Origin of the sequence: uncultured Psychromonas sp. (genome assembly GCF_947489755.1) — a bacterium.
GTDB lineage: Bacteria > Pseudomonadota > Gammaproteobacteria > Enterobacterales > Psychromonadaceae > Psychromonas.
The window spans coordinates 1-17011 of the sequence record NZ_CANLFB010000027.1 but is presented as its reverse complement, the minus strand read 5'-3'; the positions used below and the strand labels follow the sequence as shown (position 1 = coordinate 17011).

Sequence of the window (17011 nt, the reverse complement as noted above, 5' to 3'; positions counted from 1 at the left end):
ATGATATTTTTTAGCTGATTTCTGATGCTAATGCCAACTATCAATCATGGCTACCGGCCCCTCTTTTATAACCTTCATTTATTTACTTTTTTATTAAATACAGTCATTGCTAATCGCTATATTCTTGTCTATATTGAAATCGTTCTTTTCCCTTTAATTGGATGACAATTTTGTCTAATAAATCAATCTCTTGTTCTTTTGGTGCCTTGCTTGGCTATGCGCCGGGCGGTGTTGCAGCGTATTCTAGTGACTACGATAGTGCTAGTGATATTGAGTATCCTAAACGTAGTGCTTTTCGCAGTTATGTTGATGGCATTTACATGGGGTATAAGTGGCAATGCGTTGAGTTTGCACGTCGTTGGATGTATCAGAATAATGGTTATATTTTTGATGATGTTGCGATGGCTTATGAAATCTTTAATTTACGTTCGGTGCGCGATATTGCCTCTAATACACGTTTACCATTACAGGCTTTTAGTAATGGTAGCCAACGTCATCCGCAACCGGGTTGTTTGTTAATTTGGGAACAAGGCGGTGAGTTTGAAGAAACAGGGCATGTTGCGATTGTGACCGAAGTATTTCCCGATAAAATTCGTATTGCAGAACAAAACCTTGACCATGTTGCTTGGCCTGAAGGGCAAAACTATAGCCGTGAATTAGTGGCGACGATTAGCGAAGAGGGCGAATATTGGGTGGCTTGTTCATTTAACGATGCGCTGATCTTAGGGTGGATGAGTCAAACTGACGATGACACTGATGCGCAAATAAGCGAAGAAACTGATAAGCAGTTGTTTTCTTTATCTAGCCACCATACAAAGCCTATTGCAGGGCAAAAGAAGTCTTGGTTGAATGTCGCTAATAAAGATGAAGCTGCTTATGTTAAAGCATTACAGGGGCATAAGTTAAGCGCCGCGTTTGCTGATGAGTATCGTTATTATGCCTTGTCTGAAACGGCCGAAGATACTTTACGCCGTGCGACCAATGAGTTGCATGGTTTATTTATGCATGCCACGGATTATGTGCTTGATAACGAACACCTATTAGATAAATTTAATTTACCACGCGCTTTATTACCTAAGATCCGCCAATCCTGGGATAACCGTTTAAATCAGTTGATCACAAGTCGTTTTGATTTCTCGATGACAACGGAAGGGTTAAAGGTTTATGAATATAACTGTGACTCTGCGTCATGTTATATGGAAGGCGCTAAAATTCAGGGGAAATGGGCAGAGCATTATGGTGTGCATGAAGGTGAAGATGCCGGTAAAGATCTGTTTAATCAATTAGTGAAAGCATGGCAAAAAAGTCAGGTTAAAGGGCTGGTGCATATTCTTCATGATGATGACCCTGAAGAGAAGTACCATGCTTTATTTATTCAACAGACATTACAAGCGGCAGGCATTGATAGTCGTTTGATTGAAGGAATTGATTCTTTAATTTGGGATGAGTCAGGTAACGTAGTTGATGCGCAAGGTGAAGTATTGCATTGGGTTTGGAAAACCTGGTCATGGGAAACCGCATTAGATCAGATTCGTTTAGAATGTGAATCAGATGATGCGTCGCCAGATAACTTTGAGCCTTTATCGAAAAAAGGTAAAACGCCACGACTTGCTGATGTGTTATTGCATAAAAACATTATGATTTTTGAACCGCTATGGACATTAATCCCAAGTAATAAAGCGATACTACCTGTGTTGTGGTCATTATTTCCAAATCATCCATTATTGTTGCATGCAGACTTTGAATTAAATGAAGACCTACAAGCAAGCGGTTATGTTAGTAAACCCATTGTGGGACGTTGCGGGGCGAATATTCAGTTAGTTGACCATCAACAAGATGTGTTGGATGCAACGGACGGACAGTTTGCTCATCAAGACAATATTTACCAATCGCTATTTCCGTTACCGTTGGTTGATGGTTATTACGTTCAAGTTTGTACGTTCACTGCGGCAGGTAAGTATGCTGGTAGTTGTTTACGTGTCGATTCGTCGATGATTATTAGTAAAGACAGTGATTGTTTGGCGTTACGCTTTGTGAATGATGAAGCGATTTTACTGCAATAAAAAATCAGTAAGCTACTAACTATAAGTAAGCTGCTAATTATAAGTAAACAGCTTACTGATATTGCGCTTTTAAACTCACTTCGTTGATCGGGCTTTCTTTCATTGAAAGCCTTCATTAACTTTGTAATAGCAATTATTTATTAAGTTGCTTCATGAAGTGCATAATATATTTTGCAATTTCAACTGGTTTTTCTTCCATTGCAAAATGACCTGCATCGATTAAATGAAGCTCTGCATTCGGTAGATCTTTTAAGTAAGCTTCTGCGCCAGCTGAAATAAAGGCGGGATCATTTTTTCCCCAAACCAATAACGTCGGTAGTTGTTTTTCACGTAAAAATGCTTGCCATTTCGGATAAGCTAATAAGTTATTGTAATAATCTTGCAGTAACTGTACTTGAATAATGCGTTGCTGTTCAGTCTCTAAAAAGTGCAATGCGTGAGTCCAGCTATCAGGGCTCATGATCTCTTCTTTACCTTTAACATCACGTAAATATTGCTTATCTTTAATGCCTTGTTCACCAGTAAAGTCATAAAGTTTTTTAAACATTTCAGGAGAGGTATCTTCATGTGCTTTTTTGAAAAATGCTTGGCGTGGTGGCGTTAACCCTTCTAAATAAGCATTCCCATTTTGTGTTATCAGTGCTGTAACACGATCGGGTTGTTGCATCATTAAACGAAATCCAACTGGTGCACCAAAGTCTTACATGTAAACGGTGTAGTTTTTAATGCCTAATTCCTTAACAAAGCCATCCATTACGTTTGCTAATAAATCAAAGGTGTAGGGATGTTCTTTAGGATCAGGTTTGTCGCTGTATCCAGACCCTAGGTTGTCTGGCACGACAACATGGAACGATCCTGATAAAAGCGGGATGAGGTGACGGTACATGTGTGAAGAAGAAGGGTAACCGTGTAAAAACAGAATAGTAGGGTTGTCTGGATTACCAGCTTCGCGATAAAAAATATCATTTCCTTCGACGTTAACGGTGCGGTAGTAGGTGGTTTCTGGCCAAACGGCTTGTTCTGCGAGGGTGAAGGGGCTAGCGAATACGGTAAATAAGATAAGAAACTTATAAATTATTTTCATGTTATTTTTCTCAGTATTAGTTAATGAGTTGATTGATGATGATTTAAGACGATAAGTAAATAGGTGGTGTACAGATCTGTTTGCTTTGTTGTGATATTGGACGTTGAATTATATTTTGTCAAATAAAACCTAATGTGAATTTATCTCGATTAGCCATGTTTAAGGTTCAGATTAAAAAGCATGATTTAAAAAATCAGGTAGATGCAATTTAAAAAATAGTTAACCTTTCTCTTTCTCTTTCTCTTTCTCTTTCTCTTTCTCTTTCTTTATCAGAGTAAACGTCATCCATATATAGCCCATATATCGACGAATTAAATAATTAGCTTATTTCTCAACATTTTTGTGTGCTATTAAGCGCTTCTTAATCTATTGTATTGTTTATTTATTTTTTTCACTTAGCCTTAAACTGCACCGTTAATTTTTACCATTAGGTAGGTATTACATGAATATAAAAACGAACCAGAAATCAGACATCCTCGAACAAATCTTTTCTCAATTAAAAGCGCATTTTCCTGTGCGTGAACAGTCTCTATTACAAAATTTTATTAATGCCATTTATCGTGATGTCAGTATTGTGGATCTCGCGATGATTACCCCAGATGATTTAGCGGGGCTAACGGTTTCTTTATGGCGTGAAGTTCACCAATGGAAAGGGGAAGTGGCTAAGGTCAAAGTATTTAACCCTGACGTTGAGCAAGATGAATGGCAATCAACGCATTCAATTATCAGTGTGTTGAGCCGTAATATTCCTTTTATTATTGATACGGTCAAAATCACCCTAAACAAACATAATACTAAGCTTCATCGTATTTTCTACAGTGAAATAAACAGCGAGCGTAATGCCTCAGGTAAGTTAAAAACGCTTAATTCAGATATTGTAAATGCCAACGATTCGAATACTGAGCTATTACTTTATATTGAAATAGACCAAACCAGTTCTTCTTCAGAACGAATGAAAATTCAAAAGAGTTTAGAGGGGGCGTTAAGTAATGTATCACTAGTAGTTGATGACTATTCTCACATGGCCGACAAGGTGAAATCTGCAATTAAAGTCAGTAAAAAAGAAGTGACAGCGATTACTTCAAAAGCTGACTTTGCCGAGCAACAAACTTATTTAGATTGGATGGCAGACGATCACTTTACGTTTCTTGCCTGCGATCAGTTTACTGTAAAAGACGGCTTTATTAGTATTGTTGAAAACAGCCAATTAGGTTTATTAAAGCATAAAGAATTTATGCATGATAAAACCCAATTCGATTGTTTACATGAGTTACAAGAGCCATGTTTATTACATTTCAGTAAAGCCTCGCAACGTGCGATGGTACATCGAGTTGCTTATCCTGATGTGGTGTATGTTAAGCAGTTTAATAAACAAGGTAAATTGATTGGCGGCATGCGTTTTATCGGCCTTTATACTTCTTCTGTTTACAGTGGCAGCCCATTAGGCATTCCGGTTGTTCGACAAAAAATCAATAATATTTTAGCGCAGTCTGGTCTGAGTTTAGGTGGACATTATTACAAAGAATTAACGCAGATTTTATCAACTTATGCGGTTGAAGATTTATTACTGTGTGATGAAAAAACCTTACTGAATAATGTCATCGAAGTATTACATGCACAAGAAAGAAAGCAGCTTAAGTTATTTTTAAGAACTGATGGTAATCGTCGCTTTGTGACGGCTTTGTTGTATGTACCACGTGATCTTTATAATACTAAGGTAAGGCTAAAATTCGTTGAGTTGTTATCGCGCACAATGGATATTGTAGACAGTGATTTCCAAACCTATTTAAGTGAGTCTAACCTTGCGCGTTTACGTTTGGTGATTCATCTTGATAAACCCTTAGAAGGCGAGTTAGAGCTTGATGCTATTCAATTGCGCATGCAGCAAATTACTAAAGCTTGGCATGAGGATTTACAAGATTCATTAATTGAAAACCACGGTGAAGAAACCGCAGTTAAGTTAGCACGTAAGTATGAATCCGCTTTCCCAACAAGTTACCAAGACAGCTTTAGTTCTCGTGTTGCAGTCACTGATATTGACCGCATTGAGTCATTATTGACGTCACCAGACCGTTCAATGGCGTTACGTTTTTATCGTTCTATTGAAGCCAATAATAGCGGATTGAAATTAAAGTTATTCCACCAAGATGGCGCTTTATTGTTATCTGACTTAATTCCTATTTTAGAAAACTTAGGTTTAAAAGTAGCGCAGGAATATCCTTTCCAAGTATCGCCTTCTGGTGAAAGTGTATTTTGGTTATACGATTTCACGTTGTTATACGTTAACGATGATGGTTTTGATCCTGAGAATTACCGTCATTTATTCTCTGATGCGTTTCTCGCTATTTGGTACGCACAGGCCGATAACGACCCATTCAATAAATTGATTTTAGGGGCTGGTATTGCGTGGCGTGATATTACCATGTTGCGTGCTTATGCAAAATATTTAAAACAAATTCGTTTTGGTTTCAGTCATTTCTCAATTGCTAAAACCTTGTTAGACCACAGTGGATTTGTAAAACAGATTGTTAATTTATTCCATGCTCGTTTTAACCCTGAAAAGCAGGTGAGTCTAGAGAAACAAGCTGAACTAGAAAACGCTATTTTAGAATCACTTAACGATGTCAGTAACCTCAATGAAGATAGAGTGTTACGTAAATACGTTGAGTTGATTATGGCGACGATTCGTAGCAACTATTTTCAACAGCAAGAGGGTGAATTTAAAGACTACATTAGCTTTAAGTTCGATCACAAAAAAATCGGCGAGATACCATTGCCGCGCTTAAGTTACGAAGTATTTGTTTATTCTCCTCGTTTTGAAGGTGTGCATTTACGTGGCGGCAGTGTTGCGCGTGGTGGGTTACGTTGGTCTGACCGCGGCGAAGATTACCGTACGGAAGTCCTTGGATTGGTGAAAGCACAGCAAGTTAAAAACTCAGTGATTGTGCCTGTTGGCGCTAAAGGTGGGTTTGTTGCTAAGTACCTTAATCCGACAATGGATCGCGATGCCTTTATGCAAGAAGGGATTGCTTGTTACAAAATGTTTATCAGTGCGCTATTAGATATTACCGACAACCTTGATGCAGGTAATTTAATTCCACCTCAACAAGTGGTGCGTTACGATAATGATGACCCGTATCTAGTAGTTGCTGCCGATAAAGGCACGGCGACGTTCTCTGATATTGCAAATGAATTAGCGACAGATCGTAACTTCTGGTTGAACGATGCATTTGCATCAGGCGGCAGTAATGGTTATGACCATAAGAAAATGGGGATCACTGCGAAAGGCGCATGGATTAGTGTACAGCGTCACTTTAGAGAGTTAGGCATTGATGTCCAAGAGCAACCTATTTCAGTGATTGGAATTGGCGACATGGCGGGCGATGTATTTGGTAATGGCATGCTATGTTCTAAAAAAATCAAACTGTTGGCTGCGTTTAATCATCTGCATATTTTCATCGACCCGAATCCTGAAAATTTAGAGGCGTGTTTTGAAGAACGTCAGCGTTTATTTGATACACCAAGAACCAGTTGGAAGGATTACGATGCTAAGTTGATTTCTGCTGGTGGTGGTATTTTTGAACGTTCTGCAAAATCCATTGCGGTGACACCTCAAATGGCTAAAGCATTTGGCATCAAGCAAGCTAAGGTCACACCGACCGATCTTATTTCGTTACTATTGAAATCCTCTGTTGATTTGTTATGGAATGGCGGAATCGGCACCTACGTTAAAAGTGAAAAAGAAAGCCATGCTGATGTAGGCGATAAAGCGAATGACAGCTTACGCGTTAACGGTTCAGAATTACGCTGTAAAGTTATCGGTGAAGGCGGTAATTTAGGTATGACGCAAAGTGCTCGTATTGAGTTCTCTGTGCATGGCGGACAATGTTTTACTGATGCGATTGATAATGCAGCGGGTGTGAATTGTTCAGATTTGGAAGTGAATATTAAAATCCTATTAGATAAGTTAGTGTCGAAAGGGGATTTAACCGTTAAACAGCGTAATGTTTGGTTACAAAATATGACAGGACAGGTCTCTGAGTTGGTACTGCATAATAATTACCGTCAAGCACAGAGTATTAGTTTATCTTACTTGCAAGGCCATAAAGGCATTGAAGCGTTCCGTGGTTTAATCAATAGCCAAGAAGAGAAAGGCAAGTTAAACAGAAGTTTAGAGTTTATTCCAAGTGATGAAGAGATCACTGAGCGTAAAAATGCTGAGTTAGGCGTAACACGACCTGTTATTTCGGTGATGATTTCTTATGCTAAAAATGAAATGAAAGAAGAGTTGGCTAAAGCGCGAATTGCCGAAGATGGTTACTTAGCAAAAGAAGCTGAGAAAATATTCCCTGGTGAGCTAGTTAAATCTTACAAAACTGAAATTCATGAGCACCCGTTATTATCCGAAATCGTTGCGACACAGGTGAGTAATGACTTATTCAATGTCATGGGAGCTACTTTTGCTCATCGCATTATGTCTAGCACGGGTTGCTCATTTTTAGAGCTCGCTAAAGGCTGGGTAGCTGCACGTGATATTTTCAATTTACCTGAGTTATTGGCTGAAATTGAATCATTAGATAATAAAATTAATAGCGCGGTTCAGACTGAGTTGATGACTAAGCTAATGAGAATGGTGCGTCATGCAACACGTTGGTTTATTAGAAGTCATCGTGATCAGTTAGATTGCGCTACGTTAATTAAGAAATACAAAACGTCATTACATGCTGTGAAAGCAAATCTATCTAAATTGTTGAGTGAGCGTAGTTTACAGCAACGTCAATTAGAACTAGATAATGCAAAAGAAGAGGGCGTCCCGATCGCGCTTGCTGAAAAACTCAGTAATACTGAGCAGTCTTATGCCTTATTAAATATTATCGATGTAGCGAGTAAATTGAAGGTCGATCCTCAATTAACGGCACATGTTTATTTCCACTCTGAAGAGAAACTGAAATTAGCTGATATTGCCGCGCAGTTAAACTTGCTACCGGTTGATAGCCATTGGCAGTCATTAGCACGTGAAGCAATGCGTGATGATTTAGAGTGGCAGCAAAAACGCATCACTAGAGCGGTGTTATTAACCTTACATGATAAAGACGTCGAAAAAGCGTATTTAGATTGGCAAGGTCAACATCAGAGCCTAGCGGATCGCTGGCACAAAATGACAGAGGCATTATCTGCCGTAAGTTTACCTGAGTTTAGTATGTGTCAGGTGGCATTAAGAGAGCTGTTGGATTTGTCTAAAAGCTAAATAAACCTAACGTAAAGCTCGATTTTAAATAGCGATGTTGATATCAACATCGCTATTTTTTTGGTTTTTTATGTTTTGACCTCGAGGCGCATGGCGAATTAGGCAAAGCCTAGTGTTATGAACGGAGGAGCTCTGCGAGCCCTGTTTTTAGTTTGTTATGGTTTGTGTTTTGACTTCGGGGCGCATGCTTTAGCTTGCAGATTTTTGTTTGTGTGTGTTTTCTTTTTTAATACTAAACTTGGTTCAATTAATTACATATCCCAAAATTCAACACACAAACTCCTGCAGGCTAAAGCCAGCGCCCCTAAAAACTAATCTCGAAGCGTATAGCTTTTATGTTTTGCTCTCGATTGCATGGCGAATTAGGCAAAGCCTAGTGTTATGAGCGGAGGAGCTCTGCGAGTCCTGTTTTTAGCTTGCAGATTTTTTGTGTGTGTTTTCTTTTTTAATACTAAACTTGGTTCAATTAATTACATATCCCAAAATTCAACACACAAACTCCTGCAGGCTAAAGCCAGCACACCTTGAAACTAATCTCGAAGCGTATAGCTTTTATGTTTTTCTCTTGGGGAGCATGGCGAATTAGGCAAAGCCTAGTGTTATGAGCGGAGGAGCGCTGCGAGCCCTGTTTTCAGCTTGTTATGGTTTGTGTTTTGATCTTGGGGCGCATGCTTTAGCTTGCAGATTTTTTGTGTTGTTTGCATGCAGAGTAGCTCTGCGAGTCCTGTTTTCAGCTTGCAGATTTTTTGTGTTGTTTGTATGCAGAGTAGCTCTGCGAGTCCTATTTTTAGTTTACTGATTTTTATTTGTGAGTTTTGATACGAATCTTGATTTTACCCATTCTATTTTCTTAAATTCAACACACAAACTCCTGCAGGCTAAAGCCAGCGCCCCTAAAAACTAATCTCGAAGCGTATAGGTTTTATGTTTTGCTCTTGGGGAGCATGCTTCAGCTTGCAGATTTTTGTTTGTGTATGTTTTCTTTTTTAATACTAAACTTGGTTCAATTAATTACATATCCCAAAATTCAACACACAAACCTCTGCAGGCTAAAGCCAGCGCCCCTAAAAACTAATCTCGAAGCGTATAGGTTTTATGTTTTGCCCTCGATTGCATGGCGAATTAGGCAAACCTAGCATTATGAGTGGAGAAACTCATATAGTTTGTATGTTTTGACCTCGGGGCGCATGGCGAATTAGGCAAAGCCTAGTGTTATGAACGGAGGAGCTCTGCGAGTCCTGTTTTTAGCTTGCAGATTTTTTGTGTTGCTTGTATGCATAAGAGCTCTGCGAGTCCTATTTTCAGTTTGTTATGGTTTGTGTGTTTTTAATACTAAACTTGATTCTATTAATTACATTTCTTAAATTCAACACACAAACTCCTGCAGGCTAAAGCCAGCGCCCCTAAACAAAAAACTAACCTTGAGGCGTAAAGTTATTATGTTTTGAATTCGCTGATCAAACATCAAACATCAAACATCAAACATCAAACATCAAACATCAAACATCAAACATCAAACATCAAACATCAACTTGTAGATCTTATGCTTTACTGCTCGCTGCTTTAGCTTTTTCGGCTATTTTATTAAGGATAAATGCGCTGCCGATGAAAGCAAAGCTTGCGGTTACCATAGTCGATGCGCCAAAACCACTTGCACAATCCATCTTCATATTACCGTCTGATTCCGCTTTTTCTCTACACACTTCGCCATTTAAATCTGGATAACTTAACTGCTCAGTTGAGAAAACACAGTAAACATGGAACCTTCGTTTAGGGTTTTTACTGAAATTAAAATGACGACGTAGCTCTGAGCGCACTTTCGCTGCTAGTGGATCTTGAATGGTTTTAGCTAGATCTGTCACTTGTATGCGAGTTGGATCAAGTTGCCCACCAGCGCCGCCACAGGTCAATAATGGGTACTTGTTACGTTTACAATGTGCGACTAACGCGACTTTTGCATGAATGCTATCAATGGCATCAAAGATGTAATCCATATCACTTGAAAGGTACTCAAAACAGTTTTCTTTATCGATGAAGTCATCAATACAGTTAACAATAATATCTGGATTTATTTGCTTACAACGAGCGGCCATCACTTCTATTTTTTGCTTGCCTATGGTGTCTGCTAGCGCATGGACTTGACGATTTGTGTTCGTTACACAAAGATCATCCATATCAATTAAGGTGATTTGGCCAATGCCTGAACGTGCTAATGATTCAACAACCCAAGAACCAACACCACCAATACCGACAACACAGACATGGCTATCTTTAAATTTTTGTAATGCTGTCGTGCCATATAAGCGTTTGATACCACCAAAGCGGTTTTCGTATTGTTCGTTCATGGTTTTGCTCTTATTCATTTTGAAAGGCGCGATTATACTTGCTGTTATTAAGTGAATCTAGGAAATATAAAAACAATCTGTATTGCTTAATCATTCCATCGTTTACTTGATTGATTTTTATATTGTTATTTTGGCCTTGTCTTTGGCTATCTCTTTTTTTGGGGCTTCGATATTTAATATTATTTTTAGTTTAGCTGTCTTAATAAGATCATTGGCGAGCTTACATACGGTCAAAAAACTTCTATTCCAGCTAAAACATGAAAAAGCGAAGTCATCACAACCAAATAGTGAATATTCCGTGATAAGTTCGTGAGATCTCCCGTTCATACTCTTTCCTGTCAAATAATTTCGATAACACTTATTCACAACTATCATTTATTAGAATTAAAGGGAGTTTCTTCATGTTAAAAAAACATCTTATTGCTGCAAGCCTATTCGGTTTATTTTCTGCCACTAGCCAAGCGCAAGACCTAACGATAACAGTAACGAATCTAACCCATGGTATTTACTTCACTCCAGTTATTACCGCTGCCCATGATGGCGATACTGCTATATTCAAAACAACAGAAGCAGCAAGCGCAGAGCTAGAAGCATTAGCTGAAGGCGGTGATATTTCTGGTGTTAGTGGTTTGTTATCAGTTGCTAATGCAGATATTGATGAAAATCCTGCTGGTGGTTTGTTAGCACCTGCTTCATCGACTGCTTTTTCGCTAAGTACTAACAGCGGTAACGATTACCTTTCTGTTGCAGCAATGATGCTACCAACTAATGATGGCTTCATTGGTTTAGATAGCTGGGAAATTCCGACTGAAGCGGGCACTTATACTGTTTACCTAAATGCCTATGATGCAGGTACAGAAGCGAATGATGAAATCATTGCTAATATACCAAATCCAATTGGCATTACAGCCACTGGTGCTTCTGGTGTGACAGAAGAAATTAGCAATGCGAATGTTCATATTCACCCGGGTGTATTAGGTGATGATGACGAACAAGGTGGTATCAGTGATTTAGATAGCAGTGTTCACCGTTGGTTAAACCCTGTTGCGAAATTGACAGTTGTTGTTGAATAAGGAGGCTTTATGATTAAATTTTCTAAAGTCGCTATTGCTACGGCTGCAGCGCTAACATTAGCTGCATGTGGAGACGATGACTCCGATACAGATACTGTGACTATAATTGAAACACCTGTTGAATATGAAGTGTTATTAAAAAACTTAACTAATGGACAACCAATTTCTGCTCCATTGCTAATATTACATGATACTGGTGAGCTGTTTGAAGTTGGTGAGTCTGCTTCTGATGCCCTAGAATTATTAGCTGAGTCTGGCGATGCGAGTCGTCTATTGGATGAAACTAGTTTTCTATTAAGTTCTGCTAGTGCTGATGCGGGTATTACATACGGTGAATCTACAACCGTTACGGTTAGGCATACGGCTCAAGCAAATTACTTGTCATTTGCGAGTATGCTAGGTAACAGTAATGATGCATTTACAGGGCTTAACAAAGTTGATTTAAGCGATTTAGCGGTTAATGATACATTAACATTTAACACGGTTGCTTATGATGCAGGTACTGAAGCGAATACTGAAAGTGCAGAGACAGTGCCAGGCCCAGCGGCTGGTGGTGAAGCAAGTAATCCAATTCGTGATGATATCGATATGGTGACTATGCACCCAGGTATTGTCAGTGCTGATGATGGCTTAACGACGTCTGCGTTAACGTACCAACAAAAATTCGATAACCCAGTTATGTCTGTTACTATTACCCGTATCAGATAAACCATTATGACCTGTTATTTTTTGTGACACCCCCTTAGCTCACAATCATTAACGGGTCACCTTTTAGGAAGCTGAAAGATGCCAGATAGTATTTTAATTGTTGAAGATGACCAAGACATTGCAGAATTAATAAAAGTAAATATGCAAGATCTTGGACTTGAAGTCACCCATTGCGATAATGGTGAAGATGCGATTAAACAAGGTTTAGAAAACGATTTTTCTCTATTATTGCTGGATATTAATTTACCAGGATGTAGCGGTTTGGAAGTTTGCCGTAAAGTAAGAGAAGTGAAACCGGAACAAGCTATTCTAATGCTAACAGCGAGAACATCAGAAATTGATCGTGTTGTCGGGCTTGAATTAGGTGCTGATGACTACATGGCTAAGCCGTTTAGTGTTAGAGAGTTACAAGCGCGTATACATGCATTGCTTCGTCGTGTTCATTTATTAAAAAACAATAAACAAGAAACAACAGAAATAGATACAGGCATTATTTGTCATGGTCAATTGATGATAAATAAACGCACGCATGAAGTGGTATTACGCGATCAAAGTTTGGAACTTACCTCAACAGAATTCGATTTATTGTGCTTTATGGCTCAACACCCTAGCCAAGTTTTTTCACGTACACAATTATTAGATAAAGTGTGGGGCTATCAACATAGTGGTTATGAACATACTGTGAACTCTCATATCAATCGTTTGCGTAACAAATTAGTGGCAGGGCAGCCTGATTCAACGCATAAAGTTTTTCCGAATATTATTCAAACCGTATTTGGTGTGGGTTATAAATTTAGCCCTGAAGGTGTTGTTTAATGAGAGTGTCTTTATATCAGCGAATGACAATCGCATTAGTGTTACTTTTTATTGCCATCGCTTGTACCTTTTCATGGTGGTCTGCAAAGTTAGAGGTTGAATCTCGACACGAAGCTGAACAACGTTTACACCTTAATTTAGCCGAACATTTAGGGAGAGATAATCCTTTACTAAAAGAAGGCGTCTACGACCAAAGTGCACTCAAAAATCTTTTCCATAGTTTAATGATATTAGGCCCTAGTTTTGAATTCTATTTTGTTGCCCCCAATGGCAATATTCTTAGTTATTCAGCTGAGCCTGGCAAAGTTAAACGTGAAAAAGTAAATATTGCACCATTAGTTAATTTTATTCATTTAAAAAAAGCATTGCCTATTTATGGCGATGATCCGCGTGATAATAATGAGCAAAAAATATTTTCTGCCGCGCCTATTTATAACGGTGAAAACCTTCAAGGTTACCTTTATGTGATTATTGGTGGTGAAACTTATGACTCGATTTTTGAAGCGGTTCAGTCAGATCAACACCTTTCACAATCATTAGTGTTTTTACTAGGCGTTGTTGTTGCTTTTTTCTTAGTGTTGATTGCACTATTACGAATTTTTACACATCCTTTAAAGCAATTAACTCAAAATATACGTGCTTTTAAAAAAGCAGGATTTGAAAAAAACAAAGTACAATTGCATGATTGGCCTGCGGCTAAAAACAATGAAATTCATGAGTTAGGGCAGGCATTTAATGACATGGCTGAACAGATTAACTATCAATTAGTGCAACTTCAATCAATAGACAAAACCAGACGTGAAATGTTAACTGACTTGTCCCATGACTTGCGAACACCACTTGCTGCACTGCAAGGTTATCTTGAGACAATCCAACTTAAAGGTAATACGTTGAGTGATGAACAGCATCAGCGTTTTATTGATATTGCTTTTAAAAATGCCAATCAGCTTAAAAAGTTAGTCGACCAAATCTTCGAGTTAGCACATCTCGATGGTGGACAAGTGACATTGGATCTTGAAACATTTCCGCTTGCAGAACTACTGCATGATATTGTGGCTAAATTTCAGCATAGACTGCAAGAAAAGAAACTGCTTTTAAATATCTTACCTGAACAATGTGAGTTTATGGTTTATACCGACATTGGTAAGTTAGAGCGTGTCTTAAGTAACCTGATTGATAATGCGATTCGACATACTGATGTTGGTGGCAATATCACGATACAAGTTGATGAGAAAGAAAATAATAGATTGAATATTTCTGTTAGCGACAACGGAACCGGGATTCACGAAAATGAGTTAGCGTATATTTTTGATGCGCGCTATCGTGCCAGTAACGCTATTTTTGATAGTAAAGAGCATGGCGGTTTAGGGTTAGCGATTACTCAAAAGTTACTGTGTTTATTGCAATCAGATATTAATGTTAAAAGTAAAATAGGTAAGGGGACATCTTTTAACTTCCACTTAACTAAGGTTCGCTAGTTTAAGATTAACTACATTAAGGTTAGCTAATATTAAGTTAATTTTTCTCGAGTTTTCTTATCATATTTTATTACGATTTGTTCGTTTTTACAGTCAGATAGTAAGTGTTTATATTAATTTATAAGTGACTTACTGTTTGGCTGCTTTTTATCTTTTGTTTTCTATTTATATTTTGATTTTCTTCTTATCGTTTTATTTGAGCACCTTTAAACTAACTTACTTGTTTGTCTTCCTAGCCCTCATAATAGTAAACGAAAGCTTATCTTTGCCTTCCTCGTCTATATTTAAAAAGGATAAAGTAGAAACCCATTGCTCTCTTTATTTTACTGCCTACAATGTAAAGTACTTTTGAACTCAGTACGTTAACTGTTAAGGCTTACTTCCATGGATGCAACATTTCCAATATTTTCAACTGCTTTTTTACTCTTTTTTATTTTAGATCCGCTTGGTAATGTGCCTTTATTATTAAGTATTTTAAAAAATATTGATAAGGAGAAGCATTCGAAAATAATTATTCGTGAAATGTTAATCGGTTTATTAATTTTAATTATTTTTCTGTTTTTTGGAGAACAATTTTTAAGTTTATTTCACTTACAAACTCAGGCTATTACGATTGCCGGTGGGATTATCTTTTTTGTTATTTCTTTAAAAATGATTTTTCCTAGTGCTGATGGGGGAGATTTATTTGTGATGAAAAAAGGAGATGAACCGTTAATTGTTCCCATTGCAGTCCCCATGATTGCAGGACCTGCTGCTTTAGCAACATTACTCGTCTTAGCAAAAACTAATGCGGAACATTCAGGGGCGTTGTTTCTTTCTCTTTTACTGGCATGGACTATGTCAGCTGTTGTTTTACTTTGCTCTCCTTATTTATATAAGTTATTAAAAGAAAAAGGCTTAACTGCATTAGAAAGGTTGATGGGGATGTTATTGCTTATTATGTCAGTACAAATGTTTATTGATGGCATTCGTTCGTTATTACCGACTTTGGTTTGAGGATAGGTTAATTAACTCATGTCGTTATTTTTGTTTGAGTTTCTGCTTTGGTACGATGGAGTATTAGGTTAGCTTTAGATCATTATCAGAGCTGATCAGTGATTTCTGTTTTAAGCTTTACATGTTGCTTAAAATATTTCATAAACCGAGTTATCTTTTGATCTTGAGGTATATGCTTTAGCTGCGGATTTTTATTTATATATTCTTGAGCACTAAGCTTTTTTCTTTGCTTTATTTTCTTAACTTCAACACACAAAATCTGCAGGCTGAAGCCAGCGCCCCAAAGTCAAAAGATGTAATGATTTTTTAGGCCTTGTAGGCATAAACGTCGCTTCATTCATAAATAGCAGGCATAAAATCTGTAGGCTAAAGCCAGCGGCTCACAGTCAAAAGATGTAATGATTTTTTAGGCCTTGTAGGCATAAACGTCGTTGTATTCATAAATAGCAGACTAAAGCCTGTACCCTGAAAAACTAACTCTGATGTATAAAAATATTATGTTTTAAATTCAGATGGATATGGTGAATTAGGCGCTCTTTGGTGTGATGAGTTCTACGACTTCTGTATGTTTTGACTTGGGGCGCATGCTTCAGCTTGCATATTTTTACTTGTATGCGTTTTCTTTCTAATCTTAAAATTATCTTGTTCATGTTACTTTTTAAATTCAACACACAAATTCTGCAGGCTAAAGCCAGCGCCCCAAAGTCAAAAGATGTAATGATTTTTTAGGCTTTGTTGGCATAAACGTCGCTTCACTCATAAATAGTAGACTAAAGACTGTGCCGTGGAAAACTAACTCTGAAGTATAAAAGTATTATGTTTTAAATTCGGATGGATATGCTGAATTAGGCGCTCTTTGGTACTATGAGCTCTACGACTTCTGTTGTAACGCTGTATGTTTTGACTTGGGGCGCATGCTTCAGCTTGCATATTTTTGCTTGTATGTGTTTTCTTTCTAATCTTAAAATTATCTTGTTCATGTTACTTTTTAAATTCAACACACAAATTCTGCAGGCTAAAGCCAGCGCCCCAAAGTCAAAAGATGTAATGAATTTTTAGGCCTTGTTGGCATAAACGTCGTTTCATTCGTAAATAGCAGACACAAAAAAGCCAAGCTAAAAGCTTAATGCCGTTCACTTAAGGTGAACGGCATATTTGCTTTTAGCTACTGGATATCTATTTTTAGATGATTTTAAACAC

8 protein-coding genes and 1 pseudogene are annotated in these 17011 nt (G+C 37.9%); 7 read left to right on the top strand and 2 right to left on the bottom strand.

The annotated features are described in order from the left end of the window. Nucleotides 1-161 precede the first annotated feature (161 nt). Nucleotides 162-2063, top strand: a complete 1902-nt coding sequence (gss, locus tag Q0794_RS14030; protein ID WP_298942948.1) for a bifunctional glutathionylspermidine amidase/synthase — start codon at nt 162-164, stop codon at nt 2061-2063. Nucleotides 2064-2196: 133 nt separating this feature from the next. On the opposite strand, the pseudogene Q0794_RS18300 reads toward gss, so the two are convergent. After that, nucleotides 2197-3147: pseudogene (locus Q0794_RS18300) on the bottom strand (alpha/beta hydrolase). 442 nt (nt 3148-3589) lie between these two features. On the opposite strand from Q0794_RS18300, the gene Q0794_RS14015 reads away from it, so the two are divergent. Next, nucleotides 3590-8395: an NAD-glutamate dehydrogenase gene (locus Q0794_RS14015; RefSeq protein WP_298942941.1), complete on the top strand. Its 4806-nt coding sequence runs from the start codon at nt 3590-3592 to the stop codon at nt 8393-8395. A gap of 1541 nt (nt 8396-9936) precedes the next feature. On the opposite strand, the gene tcdA is transcribed toward Q0794_RS14015, so the two are convergent. Next, entirely contained in the window at nt 9937-10740 is an 804-nt protein-coding gene (gene tcdA, locus Q0794_RS14010; RefSeq protein WP_298942940.1) for a tRNA cyclic N6-threonylcarbamoyladenosine(37) synthase TcdA, read from the bottom strand. A gap of 401 nt (nt 10741-11141) precedes the next feature. Between tcdA and Q0794_RS14005 the strand changes: the two genes are divergently transcribed. The 5 genes from Q0794_RS14005 (at nt 11142) to Q0794_RS13985 (ending at nt 15811) form a co-directional block, all read left to right on the top strand. Beyond that, entirely contained in the window at nt 11142-11813 is a 672-nt protein-coding gene (locus tag Q0794_RS14005; protein ID WP_298942938.1) for a spondin domain-containing protein, read from the top strand. A 9-nt stretch (nt 11814-11822) separates the two neighbouring features. Then, nucleotides 11823-12521 carry a spondin domain-containing protein gene (locus Q0794_RS14000; RefSeq protein ID WP_298942937.1) on the top strand — a complete coding sequence of 233 codons (699 nt, stop codon included), beginning with the start codon at nt 11823-11825 and terminating at the stop codon, nt 12519-12521. Nucleotides 12522-12599: 78 nt separating this feature from the next. Then, nucleotides 12600-13337: a response regulator transcription factor gene (locus Q0794_RS13995; RefSeq protein ID WP_298942935.1), complete on the top strand. Its 738-nt coding sequence runs from the start codon at nt 12600-12602 to the stop codon at nt 13335-13337. After that, the gene (locus tag Q0794_RS13990) at nt 13337-14815 is read left to right on the top strand and encodes a HAMP domain-containing sensor histidine kinase (protein WP_298942933.1); all 1479 of its coding nucleotides are present in this window, start codon (nt 13337-13339) and stop codon (nt 14813-14815) included. Before Q0794_RS13995 ends, Q0794_RS13990 begins: the two co-directional genes overlap by 1 nt. 384 nt (nt 14816-15199) lie before the next feature. Next, a complete protein-coding gene (locus Q0794_RS13985; protein WP_298942931.1) occupies nt 15200-15811 on the top strand; it encodes a MarC family protein in 612 nt (203 codons plus the stop codon). Nucleotides 15812-17011 lie beyond the last annotated feature (1200 nt).

What these genes read in the sequence shown, in the direction of transcription:
- gss (WP_298942948.1), top strand. Translation starts at nt 162, where the DNA reads ATGACAATTTTGTCTAATAAATCAATCTCTTGTTCTTTTGGTGCCTTG.
- Q0794_RS14015 (WP_298942941.1), top strand. Translation starts at nt 3,590, where the DNA reads ATGAATATAAAAACGAACCAGAAATCAGACATCCTCGAACAAATCTTT.
- tcdA (WP_298942940.1), bottom strand. Translation starts at nt 10,740, where the DNA reads ATGAACGAACAATACGAAAACCGCTTTGGTGGTATCAAACGCTTATAT.
- Q0794_RS14005 (WP_298942938.1), top strand. Translation starts at nt 11,142, where the DNA reads ATGTTAAAAAAACATCTTATTGCTGCAAGCCTATTCGGTTTATTTTCT.
- Q0794_RS14000 (WP_298942937.1), top strand. Translation starts at nt 11,823, where the DNA reads ATGATTAAATTTTCTAAAGTCGCTATTGCTACGGCTGCAGCGCTAACA.
- Q0794_RS13995 (WP_298942935.1), top strand. Translation starts at nt 12,600, where the DNA reads ATGCCAGATAGTATTTTAATTGTTGAAGATGACCAAGACATTGCAGAA.
- Q0794_RS13990 (WP_298942933.1), top strand. Translation starts at nt 13,337, where the DNA reads ATGAGAGTGTCTTTATATCAGCGAATGACAATCGCATTAGTGTTACTT.
- Q0794_RS13985 (WP_298942931.1), top strand. Translation starts at nt 15,200, where the DNA reads ATGGATGCAACATTTCCAATATTTTCAACTGCTTTTTTACTCTTTTTT.